Annotated in this window: 12 protein-coding genes; 4 read left to right on the top strand and 8 right to left on the bottom strand. The window is 76.0% G+C overall.

Features of this window, described 5'->3' with window-relative positions; genetic code table 11:
• Nucleotides 1-92: 92 nt before the first annotated feature.
• Complete coding sequence (locus tag ACFU7Y_RS26760) at nt 93-269, bottom strand: hypothetical protein (RefSeq protein WP_224284484.1); 177 nt, start codon at nt 267-269, stop codon at nt 93-95.
• 337 nt (nt 270-606) lie between these two features.
• Between ACFU7Y_RS26760 and ACFU7Y_RS26755 the strand changes: the two genes are divergently transcribed.
• The 3 genes from ACFU7Y_RS26755 to ACFU7Y_RS26745 are packed head-to-tail and all read left to right on the top strand — an operon-like array spanning nt 607 to nt 5,103.
• A complete protein-coding gene (locus ACFU7Y_RS26755; RefSeq protein WP_380769894.1) occupies nt 607-3,723 on the top strand; it encodes an adenylate/guanylate cyclase domain-containing protein in 3,117 nt (1,038 codons plus the stop codon).
• On the top strand, nt 3,720-4,562 hold the full coding sequence (locus ACFU7Y_RS26750; protein WP_224284591.1) for a S8 family serine peptidase: 843 nt from the start codon (nt 3,720-3,722) through the stop codon (nt 4,560-4,562). The genes ACFU7Y_RS26755 and ACFU7Y_RS26750 overlap by 4 nt, the downstream gene beginning before the upstream one ends.
• Nucleotides 4,546-5,103: a GAF domain-containing protein gene (locus ACFU7Y_RS26745; protein WP_224284592.1), complete on the top strand. Its 558-nt coding sequence runs from the start codon at nt 4,546-4,548 to the stop codon at nt 5,101-5,103. Before ACFU7Y_RS26750 ends, ACFU7Y_RS26745 begins: the two co-directional genes overlap by 17 nt.
• On the opposite strand, the gene ACFU7Y_RS26740 is transcribed toward ACFU7Y_RS26745, so the two are convergent.
• From ACFU7Y_RS26740 to ACFU7Y_RS26710, 7 genes are all read right to left on the bottom strand, one after another.
• Nucleotides 5,094-5,972, bottom strand: coding sequence for a virginiamycin B lyase (locus ACFU7Y_RS26740; protein ID WP_380769893.1), 879 nt, complete (start codon nt 5,970-5,972; stop codon nt 5,094-5,096). The two genes, ACFU7Y_RS26745 and ACFU7Y_RS26740, sit on opposite strands and share 10 nt — an antisense overlap.
• A gap of 150 nt (nt 5,973-6,122) precedes the next feature.
• Nucleotides 6,123-7,223, bottom strand: a complete 1,101-nt coding sequence (locus ACFU7Y_RS26735; RefSeq protein WP_380769892.1) for an AI-2E family transporter — start codon at nt 7,221-7,223, stop codon at nt 6,123-6,125.
• A gap of 100 nt (nt 7,224-7,323) precedes the next feature.
• Entirely contained in the window at nt 7,324-8,433 is a 1,110-nt protein-coding gene (locus tag ACFU7Y_RS26730) for a winged helix DNA-binding domain-containing protein (RefSeq protein ID WP_380769891.1), read from the bottom strand.
• Nucleotides 8,430-9,134, bottom strand: coding sequence for a glycerophosphodiester phosphodiesterase (locus ACFU7Y_RS26725; protein WP_224285210.1), 705 nt, complete (start codon nt 9,132-9,134; stop codon nt 8,430-8,432). Before ACFU7Y_RS26725 ends, ACFU7Y_RS26730 begins: the two co-directional genes overlap by 4 nt.
• Entirely contained in the window at nt 9,131-9,586 is a 456-nt protein-coding gene (locus tag ACFU7Y_RS26720) for a hypothetical protein (RefSeq protein WP_224285211.1), read from the bottom strand. Before ACFU7Y_RS26720 ends, ACFU7Y_RS26725 begins: the two co-directional genes overlap by 4 nt.
• A 116-nt stretch (nt 9,587-9,702) precedes the next feature.
• Complete coding sequence (locus tag ACFU7Y_RS26715; RefSeq protein ID WP_224285212.1) at nt 9,703-10,119, bottom strand: molybdopterin-binding protein; 417 nt, start codon at nt 10,117-10,119, stop codon at nt 9,703-9,705.
• Nucleotides 10,120-10,248: 129 nt separating this feature from the next.
• Nucleotides 10,249-11,433, bottom strand: coding sequence for an ROK family transcriptional regulator (locus tag ACFU7Y_RS26710; RefSeq protein ID WP_380769890.1), 1,185 nt, complete (start codon nt 11,431-11,433; stop codon nt 10,249-10,251).
• Between the two features lie 201 nt (nt 11,434-11,634).
• Here ACFU7Y_RS26710 and ACFU7Y_RS26705 point away from each other — a divergent pair, with 201 nt between their 5' ends.
• Nucleotides 11,635-12,879 carry an MFS transporter gene (locus ACFU7Y_RS26705; protein ID WP_224275856.1) on the top strand — a complete coding sequence of 415 codons (1,245 nt, stop codon included), beginning with the start codon at nt 11,635-11,637 and terminating at the stop codon, nt 12,877-12,879.
• Nucleotides 12,880-12,892 lie beyond the last annotated feature (13 nt).

Below are 12,892 nucleotides of genomic sequence, written 5' to 3'. Positions count from 1 at the left end.
GCGACGGGACCGCCCCGGAAGCCTTGCGATGGCCGGCGGCCGGGGGCGGTGGTGCGTCCGCCCCCGTGCACGGCCCGGCATCCGGACTCCGCTCAGGCGGTGGTCTCGGTGCCCCTGACGTAGCTGATCAGGCTGAAGCAGCTGCCGTCGGAGGCCTCGCTCAGGACCTTCATCGACTGGAGGTCCAGGATGTTGGCGGCGTGCGCCTCGACCTCCGGGGTCTCCTCGCCGTTCTCGCCGACGTTCTGCTGCTCCATGTTCTCGGCCATGGTCGAACTCCCTTCCGCATGGGGGTGGTCAGGGCTCCGGCGAGCGGCTGCCCGCCGTTGCCCACCATGCTGCGGAGGGCCGGCTGCGCCCGGCTTCGGGGCCGGTTGGGGGCCGGTATGTCCGCAGGCCGGCGCGGCTGCGCCAGCCTGCGGGGCCCCTGGCCGGCCCTCCCGGGAGGCCCCCTCGCCCGCTCCACCTGCGGCCATACCGTTCGCCGGGTGTTCTCCGACCGGGCCCGAAGCCGTGGCCGCAACCCTGGCCCGGAACGCCCGCGCACACCCGTTCCGCTCCGCCGCGCACGCCCGCACAGCGAAGGACGACCGAAGGACGGCCACCATGCCCTGCCCACTCTGCGCCCAGCTCGTCGGCACCAACGACCAGTTCTGCCCCTCCTGCGGCGCCCCCCGCAGCGCCGCCCTCGACCTGGCCGCCGAGGAGCGCAAGCTGGTCACGGTGGTCTTCTGCGACCTGGTCGACTCCACCGCCCTGTCCGGCGCGCTCGACCCGGAGACCCTACGCGAGGTGATCCTGCGCTACTTCGAGCGGATGCACCGCCGGATCGAGGCGCACGGCGGCACCCTGGAGAAGTTCATCGGGGACGCCGTGATGGCCGTCTTCGGCGTCCCGGTGATCCGCGAGGACGACGCCCACCGGGCGCTGGCCGCCGCGCTCGCCATGCTGGAGGACCTGGAGGACCTCAACACCGAGCTGGACGCCACCCTCGGGGTCCGCCTGGACGTCCGGATCGGCGTCAACACCGGCCAGGTGGTGGCGGGTTCGGACGCCTCCGCGCGCCAGGCGCTGATCTCCGGCGAGACCGTGAACATCGCCGCCCGGCTGCAGACCCAGGCCGCGCCCGGCCAGGTGCTGATCGGCCCGCAGACGTTGCGCGCGGCCGGCCCGGCCGCCCAGGTGGACGAGGTCGGCCCGCTGCACCTCAAGGGCAAGGCCGAACCGGTCACCGCCTACCGCCTGCTCGGCCTGGACGAGGACGACCCGGAGCTGCTGCGCCGCTTCGACGTCCCGCTGGTCGGCCGGGAGCGCGAACTGGCCCAGCTGGACGCCGCGTTGGCCCGGGTGGCGGGCGGCCAAGGGGCCGAGCTGCTGCTGGTGGCCGGCGAGGCGGGCATCGGCAAGACCCGGCTGGTGCGTGAGTGGCGCGAGCGGGTCGGCCGGCGCACCGCGCGCTGCGGCACCGCCCGCTGCCGCAGCTTCGGCGAGCAGGGCGTGCTGGCGCCGCTCGCCGAGGCGGTCCGGACCCTGCTGGACGAGCCCGAGGGCGCCGCCCCCGCCGAGGCGCTGGCCCGGCTGGACGAGGCGACGGCGCCGGGCCTCGACGCCCGCCGCTCGCTGGAGCTGCTGGCCGCGATCCTGCGCGGCCGCACCGTCGAACGCCCGGCCGTCCTGGTCCTGGACGACTGCCAGTGGGCCGGCCCGGTGCTGCTGGACGCCGCCGAGCGGCTGACGGCCGAACTCGGCGCCGCCCCCGTGCTGCTGCTCTGCCTGGCCCGCCCCGAGCTCCCGGCGGCCCGCCCGGGGCTGCCGACGCTGCCGGTCGGCGGCCTGTCCTGGGACGAATCCGCCCTGCTGGCCGCCCAGTTGACCGAGCTGAGCGCCCACCAGGACGCGGTGCCCACCCGGCTGCTGGAGCGCGCCGAGGGCAACCCGCTGCACCTGGAGGAGCTGCTGGCGGCCCTCACCGAGGCCGACGGCCCCGCCCTGGCCGACGAACTGCCGCCCACCGGACGGGCGTTGCTCAGCGCCCAGATCGACGGGCTGGAGCGCGACGAGCGTGCCACCCTCGACCTCGCCGCCGTCCTCGGCCGCGCCTTCACCGCCGCCGAACTCGCCGAACTCGCCCACGGCGGCAGCGACCAGGACGCCTTCGCGGACCCGGAGGACGACGTCTTCACCGGCCCGATCGACGGCCTGCCGGCCGACCCGTCCGCCGGGGGCGACGACACCCCGCCGCGGCTGCACGCCGCGCTGGCCCGGCTGGCCGAGCTGCGGCTGGTCGAACCGACCGGCACCGGCTACCGGTTCAGCAGCGGTCTGGTCCAGGAGTCGGTCTACCAGTCGATGTCCAAGCGGGCCCGCGCCGAACGCCACGAACGCGCCGCCGGCCTGCCGGCCGTCCGCTCCACCGGGGACGCCACCGTCGGCGGCCACCTGGAGCGCGCCCACCGCTACCGGCTCGAACTCGGCCTGCTGGACACCCGCACCGACGTGCTGCGCACCCGCGCGGCCGCCGCCCTCGGCGCCGCAGGGGCCGGCGCGCTGGCCCGCGCCGACCTGCCCGCCGCCACCGACCTGCTGGAGCGCGCCGTCCGGCTGCACTACCCGGGCGAGCGCGCCGCCGGCCCCGCGCTGCGCCGCCTCGGCGAGGCCAGGCTTGCGCTCGGCCGCGCCGAGGAGGCGATGCCCGTCCTCGCCCAGGTGCGGGACGCGGCCGCCGACCCGCTGGACGCCGCGCACGCCCGGCTCACCCTGGCCGCCCGGGGCCTGCCGCCCGGCCAGGACCAGCCCGCCGCGACCGCCCGCGCCGTGCTGCCGCTGTTCACCGACAACGGGGACGACCTCGGCCGGGCCCGGGCCGGGCTGCGGCTGGCCGAGGAGCACCTGCTGGCCGGCCGGCACACCGAGGCCGAGCAGCTGCTGGACCAGGCGCTCGACCAGGTCTCCCGCACCGACGCCGAGCTGGACCGGGCCGCCGTGCTGGCCGCACTGGCCGCCTCGTTGCTGGCCGGCCCCGAGCCCGTCCCGAACGCGACCTTCCGGCTGCGCGCCCTGCTCGCCGAGCACGGCACCGGCCGGCGGACCGTCCGGGTCGCGCTGAACGGCCCGCTGGCCGTGCTGCTGGCACTGCGCGACCGCCCCGAGGAGGCCGAGCTGCTGCTCGCCGAGGCGAACGGCCTGGCCGGGGAGCTGTCGCTGGCCGAGGCGATGGTCGCGCTGCCCGCGCTGACCGCCCAGGCGGCGGCCGCGCTCGGGCAGAGCGGCCAGGCGCTGGACCTGCTCGCCGACGCCGCCGAGATCGCCCGTCACCAGGGCAGCGCCGCCCCGCTGCCGCGCCTCGCCCTGACCACCGCCCGGGTCCTGCTGGACACCGACCGCCCGGCCCAGGCCGCCCGCCACCTGGAGGGCGCGGACGCCGTCGCCCCGCTGCCCCCGGTGCTCGCGGTCGAGCTGGACGCGCTGCGCGGCCGGCTCGCCGCAGCCCGGGGCGAGGCCGCACCGGCGCTGGACCTGACCGCCGCCGCCCTGGCCGCCGCCGAGGCCACCGAGTCGCTGCTGCTCCAGGCGCTGACCGCGCTGGACCGGGCGCACGCCCTGCTGCTGCTCGACCGCCCCGCCGAGGCCGCGGTGGCGGCCGCCACCGCCCGGGACCGGTTCGCCGCCAAGGGCCACCTGCCGGGCGTGCGGCGCGCCGAACGGCTCGGGGGTACCCGGTGAGCGGCCGGGCCGGCCTCACCTGGAGCCTGCGCGACCGCACCCCCGCCGAGCTCCCGGTGCTCGCCGACCACCCCGCGGACGGCAGCGACGGCACCGGCAAGGGCGTGCGGGTCTGCGTGGTCGACTCCGGGGTCGAGCCCGACCACCCACTGGTCGGGCCCCTGCAGGGCTCCTGGGCGGTGGTCAAGGACCCGGTCACCCGGGAGCTCGCCGTCCGCCCCGACACCGCCGGCGACACCTGCGGGCACGGCACCGCCTGCGCGGGCATCATCCGCCGCACCGCCCCGGACTGCGAGCTCTACAGCGTCCGGGTCCTCGGCGAGCGCTTCACCGGCACCGGCGACATGCTGATCGCCGGTCTGCGCTGGGCCGTCGGGCAGGGCTTCGACGTGGTCAACCTCAGCCTCTCCACCACCCGGGCCCGCTTCCTGGAGGAGCTGCACGCGATCGCCGACGACGCCTTCTTCGCCCGCACCGCGATCGTCGCCTCCGCCCACAACACCCCGGTGGAGAGCTACCCGTGGCGGTTCTCCTCGGTCATCTCGGTGGGCAGCCACCAGGAGGACGATCCGGAGCTGCACCTGTACAACCCGGCGCCCCCGGTGGAGTTCTTCGCCCCCGGCCAGAACGTCCGGGTGCCCTGGCTCGGCGGCGCCACCATCCGCACCACCGGCAACAGCTTCGCGACCCCGTACGTGGCCGGGCTCTGTGCCCGCATCCTGTCCCGGCGGCCGCGGCTGACGACCTTCCAGCTGAAGAGCGCGCTCTACCTCACCGCGGCCAACGTCCAGGTCCCTTCCACCCCCACCCCGGAGGCGCCCGATGACCCTCAGCACTGACCCCGCCGTCGATCCACTGGCCCGCGAGCTGCTCCAGTCCGTGGTGGACGTCGCCCGGGCGATCTTCGACGCCCAGGCCGGCTCGGTGTGCCTGCTCGACGAGGAGGCCGGGGATCTGGTCTTCCAGGCCGTGTCCGGGCGCGGCGAGGAGTCGCTGGTGGGCCGCCGGTTCCCGGCCGGCCGGGGGATCGCCGGCTGGGTGGCCGCCTCGGGCGAACCGATGGTGGTGGACGACCTGGGCGCCAATCGCACCTTCGACCGGGACTTCGCCGAGTCCACCGCGTACGTCCCGACGGCCCTGATGGCCGCGCCGCTCACCCACGGCAGCCGGGTGCTCGGCGTCCTGGAGGTGCTGGACCCGGCCCCACGGGCCCGCGCCGGCCTGCCCGAGCTGGACCTGCTGGCCATGTTCGCCCGCCAGGCCGCCGCCGCCCTGCGGGTGATCGCCGAGCGTTCCCCCGCCCCGGAGCCGGTCCCGGACCGGGCCGCCGCCCTCGGCCTGCTCGCCGACCTGGAGGAGCTGCTGCGCCGTCAGCCCTGAGCGTCCAGCCTGGCGATCTGCCCGCGCTCCAGCGCGGCGTACACCGTGCCGTCCGGGGCGACGGCGATGCCGTGCGGCTCGGCGCCCTCGCCCGGGACCGGGTGGCCGTCGAGCCGCCCGTCCGGGGTGAGCACCCCGATCCGGCCGGCGCCCCACTCGGTGAACCAGAGCCGGCCGTCCGGCCCGGCCGCGATCGCGTGCGGCCTGGCCGAGCGGTCGGCCAGCGGGTACTCCGCCACCTTCCCGTCCACGGTGATCCGCCCGACCAGCCCGCCGCCGATGCCGACGTACCAGAGCGCGCCGTCCGCCCCGGCGGTGATCCCGACCGGCGCGGTGCCCTCGGTGGGCAGCCGGTGGACGGTCACCTCGCCGTCCGTACCGACCCTCGCCACCGCGTCCGCCTGGTTGAGCGTGCACCACAGCGCGCCGTCGGGGCCCGCGGTGATCAGCGACGGGAAGGCCCCGGCGATCGGCAGCGGATACTCCGTCACCCGGCCGTCGACGGTGATCCGCCCGACCCGGTTCGCGTTCAACTCGGTGAACCAGAGTGCACCGTCCGGCCCGGCCGCGATCCCGTACGGCCCGGCGTTCTCCGTCGGCAGCCCGAACGAGCCCGCCTCCCCGCCGGCCGTGATCCGCCCGATCCGGTGGTCCCGCATCCGGCTGAACCACAGCGCCCCGTCCGGCCCCGCCGCGATCACCGCCGGCCCGCACTCCGGAGCACCGAGGTCATGGCGTTCCACCGGCCCGTCCGGGCCCAGCCGCCCGACCTCCCCGCTGTGCACCAGCGTGAACCAGACACCCCCGTCGGGCCCCACGGTCACCCCGTACGGCCCGGCCCCCGCCTCGGCGACCTCGATCAGTTCCATGCGACCCCTCCCAGGCACTATCGCGACTTGCGTCGCTTTAGCGATCCTCGCATGCCGCCCCCACCCCGGCAACCCGGTTCGGCGTCATGACACCGCCTCTCCCCGGTGCCCCCGCCCGCGCTCCGGACCGCCCGGACCGCCGAGCCCGTCCTACTCCCCCGCCTCCGTCGCCCGCCCCGGGTCACCGCGCAGGACGGAGATGACGCCCATTCCGGCGGCGCAGACCGGGACGGCGAGCAGGGCGCCGATGATCCCGGCGATCCCGGCGCCGGCCACCACGGCGACCATGATGGTGGCCGGATGCAACTCGACCGTCCGGCTCTGGATGACCGGCTGGAGGATGTTTCCCTCGATCATCTGCACTGCGAGCACCACGCCGAGGGCCCACAGGCCGGTGCCGAGGCCACCGTCGGCGAGGGCCACCAGGACGGCCGCCGAGCCGGACAGGAAGGCGCCGACGAACGGGATGTACGCGCCCATGAAGACCAGTGCGCCCAGCCCGGGCGCGCCCGGCACCCCGAGGGCGAGCAGGCCGATGGTGATGAAGCCCGCGTCGATCAGGGCGATCAGGGTGGTGCCGCGCATGTACCCGGCCATCGCGTCGAAGGCCCGCTCGGCACAGGCGATCACGGTCGTGGCGCTGCGCTCGGACAGGTAGGAGCGGATGGCGTCGCCGGTACGGTGGCCGTCCCGGAGGAAGAAGAACACCAGGGCGAGCGCCAGCACCCCGCCGGTGACCAGCTGGGTGAGCAGGCCGAGCCCCGAGAGCACACCGTTGGTGAGGGCGGAGACCAGCGAATTGGTCTCGCCCTTGGCGTTGCTCAGCGCGTGCTCGATCTTCGCCCCGAACGGGCCGAGCCAGACGGACAACCGCCGCCCGGCCTCCGGGAGCGAGGCGGCGATCTGCGGGGCGCTGTGCACCAGGGAGTTGACCAGCAGGGAGATCACCCCGCCGACCGCGGCGACCAGCACCGTGCAGGTCAGCCCGGCGGCCAGGCCCCGTCCGACGCCCCGGCGCACCAGCCAGGGCACCACCGGGTAGAGCAGCGAGGACCCGAGCAGCGCCAGGACGAACGGCACGGTCGCGGCCCGCAGTTCGACCAGCGCGAAGACCACCAGCGAGGCGACGGCGATCAGCAGGATCACCGCCACCGACCAGGCCGCCGCCTGCCGCAGCCCGGGCGGCAGCATCAGGTACGGCCTGCGCCGGTCCGACTGCCGTTGCTCGCCGGGCGCGCGCTCCACGGACACGGCCACCTCCGCCGGGGGTCGTCGATGATTCCGAACCGCCCCAGCTCAACAGAGGTTCCGACGGGCCGCCCGCCGGATCGACCGCGAGCACCCGAACGAGCTACTCGGGCGCCTCGAACCGCACCGCGCCTTCGTCACCTGCCCCCGCGAAGGCCAGCACCCGCTCCGCCTCGGCCTCCGCCGCCTGTCGGTCGGCCCGGCACAGCGGCACGAACGGGACGACGGCCACCTCCCGCCCGCCGGTCAGCCGCCAGGTCCCGGCGACCAGCCCGTCCACCAGCAGCGTCCCGTGCACGATGCCGTTCTGGGTCATCACCCGGCCCCGGTGCTCCTCGGGCAGCACCCGGGTGCGGTCCGCGTGCGAGAGGAGCAGGTTGTCGAACGGGGCGACCAGCCGTACCGGCGCCGGGGTGTCCGCGTCCGGACGGGGTGCCTCGGGCAGGTCGTACAGCTGCCGGCCCTGCTCGTCCCGCAGGGCCAGCAGCCGCGGTGCGAGCCGCCGCAGCACCGGGGCGAGGCCCGCCAGGCCGCACCACTTGCGGAGGTCCGCCGCGGAGGCCGGGCCGAAGGCGGCGAGGTAGCGCAGCACCAGGTCGTCCGGGCTGGGCGAGGGGTCGAGCGGGCGGCCGAGCCAGGCCTCGGCGGTGGTGTGGGCGGCCGGGCCGCCGCGTCCCCACAGCCCGCGCGGCGGGACCTGCACCAGCGGCAGCCGGCAGCGGGCGGCCTGGGCGAGGGCGGCCGGGTCGCGGTCCGGGAGGCCGGCGGCGAGCAGCGCACCGAGCTGCTGGAAGGTGCGCGGCTCCTCCTCCACCAGGGTGCGGGCCTCGGCGGCGAGCGCGTCCAGGTCCAGCCCGGTGAGCCGCTTGCCGTAGGTGGTCCGCAGTGCCTGGTCCAGCATCGGCTGGAGCAGCGGGCGCAGCGTCAGGCAGTCGTCGGCGGTGACCAGGTGGATGGTGCCGCGCTGGAGGGCGATCCGGACCACCGTCCGCTGCTCGATCAGCGCGCTCAGCTGCTCGGGCGCGAAGCCGTCGAGCCGGGCGAGCAGGCCGAGGTAGGGCGGCTGGGGTGCGGCCTGGGCCTGGAGCCCGCCGAGGTGGTGGATCAGCGCGGCGGGTGCCAGGTCGGTGCGGGCGAGCAGGTGCTGACGGGCCAGCAGGGCCCGGCCGAGCGCCCGCTGCCCGAGGGCCGGTCCCGGTGCGGGCACGCTCACCGGCGGCCGTCCAGCACCGAGCGCAGGACGCCGACCCGGTTGGAGGTGATGGAGGCGACCCCGGTGTCGCGCAGCCGGCGCATGGTGCGGCGCAGGTCGGCGGTCCAGGTGGAGACGGCGAGCCCTTCGTCCGCCGCGGCGGCGGTGAACTCGGTGGTGACCAGGCCGAACGGCGGGTTGAGGTAGCGCGGGCGCAGGTCGTCCAGCAGGGCGCGCACGGGCATCCGGGGCTGCTTCCAGGTGAGCGCGATCTCGGCGTCCGGGCTCAGCTCGCGCACCGCGAGCATGGCGCCGACGGGGCCGCAGAAGGCGACCGCCCGTTCGGCGTCGAGCCCGGTGACCACCGACCAGGTGGCGGCGGCCGGCCCGGGGTCGTCCAGGTCGATCAGCAGCCGGCGGCCCTCGACGGCGGCCACCGCCTTGACCGCCTCGGCCAGGGTGGGGACGGCGAGCGGGCCCCGTCGCAGTTCCTCCAGCTGTTCGGCGGTGACCCGGTCGATCGGGCGCGGATCGCCCCAGAGCCGCTCCAGGGTGTGGTCGTGCAGCAGGACGGGCACCCGGTCGCGGGTGAGCTGGACATCCACCTCGACGGCGTCGGCCCCGGCGGCCAGCGCGGACTCGACGGAGGGCAGGGTGTTCTCGCGGAAGCGGTACGGGTCACCGCGGTGGGCGACGGCGAGCGGCTTGGCGACGGCGTTCATCGGATCCTTCCGGCGAGCCAGGGGGTGAGGCTGTGGACGCCGATGCCCTCGCGGTAGCCCGGCTCCCCCGGGACGGTGACGATCAGCGTGGTGGACGGTGGGAAGGTGCGCGCCTTGACGTGCACGAGGTCGGACCAGACGGCGTTCAGGAAACCGGGGACGCGGTCGCGATCGACGTCGAAGGCGATGCCCTCGACGGTCACGGTGACCTCGTCGTGGGTGAACAGCCGGACGGTGACGGCGGGGCGGCCGCCGAACTCCAGCAGCGCCTCGTGCGGGATGGCGTCCGGTCCCCCGTCCGGATCACCCGGGCCGCCCGGGCCGACCAGCCCGGCGAAGGTCCGGTCGCGGCCGATGTCGTGCTGGGCCCGGACGGTGCGGCCGTGCCGGCCGGCCACGGCCTCGATCGCGAGCACGGCGCTCTGGGTGGTCGGCAGGTGCGGCGGTGGCATTCGGGCCTCTCGTTCGGTTCCGCTTCGTTCCGGGTCGTCCGGCGTCGTTCCGGTCGTTCCGGGCCGCTCGGGGGCTCGTCTCGTTCCGGGTCGCTCGGGGATTCGCCGGTGGGGCGTCAGCGCCGCTCGATCATCACATTGGTGGACTTGATGACCGCCGTGGCAGGTGCACCGGGGACCAGGTTCAGCTCCTCCGCCGACTCCCGGCTGATCAGCGACACCACCCGGAAGGGCCCGGCCTGGATCTCCACCTGCGCGGCCACGTCACCGAGCACCACGCCGGTGACGATCCCCGGGAAGCGGTTGCGGGCCGAGGACGGCCGGCCCTCCGCCTCGGCGTTCTCCGGCCGGGCCAGCTCCCGGGCGAAGGCGGCGAGCTCGGCACCCGGGATGATCCGGTGCCCGTGCTCGTCCCGCACGGCGGCGACCCGCCCGGCGTCCACCCAGCGCCGCATGGTGTCGGCGCTGACGCCGAGCAGCGCCGCGGCCTCGCCGATGCGGTACGGGTTGGCCGGCACCTCGGGCTGGCCCATGTGCGTCTCCTGACGGTGGTTCGAGATTGACGGTGGTTCGAGATCCGGAGGCAGGCGCCCCCTTGCGCCATCCTGCCGTACCGGCGGCCCGGGTGAGGACCCGAGGGCTGCCGCCACGGCCCGCCGCCGCTACGGCTCGCCGAAGAGGTCGCGCCGTACCGCGTCCCCGGCGGTGAGCACCGCCCCGTTGAGCACCGCGCCGCCGCCCGCCGTACCGGCCCGCACCTCGGTGCTCAACGGGGACAGCCGGGCCAGCCGCCGCTCGACCCGGCCGGCCAGCTCGGGCCCGCCGGCCCGGCCGATCTCGCCGCCGAGCACCACGCAGCCGGGGTCCAGCACCACGCAGACGCCCGCCGCGCCGATCGCGATCCGCTCGGCCAGCTCGTCCAGGAAGGCCTCGCCCGCCGCGCCGGCCGCCAGGGCGGCCCGTACGGCGGCCTCGGCGGCGGCGGCGTGCCCCGCCGGGTCGGCAGGCAGCCCGTGGACGCGGGCCAGCGCGCAGATCGCGGCGCTGCCGACCAGGCCGTGGAAGCCGCCCTCGCAGCTGTCGGCACTGGGCAGGCCGACGGTGCCGGGGACGGGCAGGAAGCAGATCTCGCCGGTGCCGCCGGAGAAGCCCCGACGCAGCCGCCCGTCCAGGATCACGGCGGCGCCGACGCTGTGGCCCAGCCAGAGCAGCACGAAGGTGTCGCGGTCGCGCGCGGCGCCGACCCGGTACTCGGCCCGCCCGGCCAGGTTGACCTCGTTCTCCAGGATCACCTCGGTGCCGGGCAGCTGCCGCAGCGCGGCGAGGAGTTCGGCGTGCCAGCCGGGGAGCTTGCCGGTGCTCTGCAGCCTCCCGGTGGCCGGGTCGACCAGCCCGGGGGCGCCGACCGCGACGGTGTGCAGCCGCTCGACGCCGGCGCCGCGCGCGGCCTCCAGCAGGGTGGCCACGATCGCCCCGGCGGTGTCCGGCCCGCCGTCGCCCTCGACCGGGACCTCGGCGACGGCGAGGCTGCGCCCGGCCAGGTCGGCGACGACCAGGCTGACGCCGCCGGAGCGGACGTCGAAGGCGGCGAGGTGGGCCCGGGAGGCGACCAGTGCGTAGAGCCGGGCGTTGGGGCCGCGCCGCTGTTCGCCGCGCTCGCCGACGACGGCCACCAGGCCGGTGCGCTGGAGGCGTTCGAGCAGGTCGGCGACGGTCGGCCGGGACAGGCCGGTGAGGTCGCGCAGCTCGGTCGCGGTCAGGGGGCCCTGTTCGAGCAGGAGGTTGAGCGCCAGCCGGTCGTTGATCGCCCGGGCGGTGCTCGGCGTGGCCGTACGCGCGGTGGTCATGGCAGCTCATCCTTCCAGAGTGTTTCTATCAGGGTCCCTTCCTGATAATTTATCGAACCGTCCGGACAGCCAGCCGGTCGGCCCGTCCGTCGGACGGCCGTCCCCGCCGCGCGGGCCGGACGCACCACCTGCTGCTTGACTGCCGACAGGGCCACCCACAGGGCACGTCGCGCCCACCGCGCGACCGGGAGGGAACACCCCATGAGCGGAACCACCGCACCACCACCGCCGCAGCCGCTGACCGCACCGCGCCGGGCCCGGGCGAGCATCGCCCTGGTCTTCTGCGTGCACGGGGCCGTCAGCGGCAGCTTCGTCACCCGCATCCCGTGGATCCAGGACCGCCTCCACCTCTCCGCCGGCCAGCTCGGCCTGGCCCTGGTCATGCCCGCCATCGGCTCCTCCCTCACCATGCCGCTGGCCGGCCGCTTCGTGCACCGCTACGGCGGCCGGGCCGCGGTGCGCGGGCTGATCTCGCTCTGGTGCCTGGCCCTCGCGCTGCCCGCGCTCGCCCCCTCGCTGCCGGTGCTGTGCGCGGCACTGCTGGTGTACGGCGCCACGGCCGGGATGGCGGACGTCGCGATGAACGCCCAGGGCGTGGAGATCGAGGAGCGGCTCGGCCGCTCGATCATGTCCGGCCTGCACGGGATGTGGAGCGCGGGCGGCCTGCTGGCCTCCGCCTTCGGCATCCTCGCCGCCCACCTGGACCTCGACGCCCGGCTCCAGCTGGCCGTCACCGCGCTCGTCCTGCTCGCGCTCGCCCAGCCCGTCTGCCGCGGACTGCCCGACATCCGGGCACACGAGGGCGCGGAGGAGCCGCCACGGTTCGCACTTCCGCCGCGCAGCTCGCTGGTGATCGGGCTGGTCGGCTTCTGCGCGGTCTTCGCCGAGGGCGCCTCGATGGACTGGAGCGGCGTCTACCTGCGGGACGTCACCGGCGCCTCGGCCACCGTCGCCGCCGCCTCGTACACCGCCTTCTCGCTCACCATGGCGGTCAGCCGGCTCGCCGGGGACGCGGCGATCCGCCGCCTCGGCGCCGTCCGCACCACCCGCGTCGGCGGCGCCGTCGCCACCGTCGGCGGCCTGCTGGTGGTCGCCGCCGACAGCCCGGCGCAGGCCATCCCCGGATTCGCCCTCATCGGCGTCGGCATCGCGGTGATCGTCCCGCTCGCCTTCGCCGCGGCGGGCCGGATCGGCACCAACCCCAGCCAGGCCATCGCGGGCGTCGCCACCGTCACCTACACCTCCGGACTGATCGCCCCCGCGGTCATCGGCGCCCTCGCCCAGGCCACCTCGCTGACCGTCTCCTTCGGACTGGTCACCGCACTCGCCTTCGCCCTGCTGCTGAGCGCCGGGGCGCTGCGGCTGACCGAACGGAATTCCGGCGGCGAAAACGTGACCACAACGTCACCGGAAAAGCCTTCCGGAAAAGATCTCTCCACGATATGATGCTGAATTCCTG

The organism is Kitasatospora sp. NPDC057542 (assembly GCF_042801945.1).
Lineage (GTDB): Bacteria > Actinomycetota > Actinomycetes > Streptomycetales > Streptomycetaceae > Kitasatospora.
The sequence above is the reverse complement of the archived record's forward strand: the minus strand, read 5'-3'. Positions and strand labels throughout refer to the sequence as shown.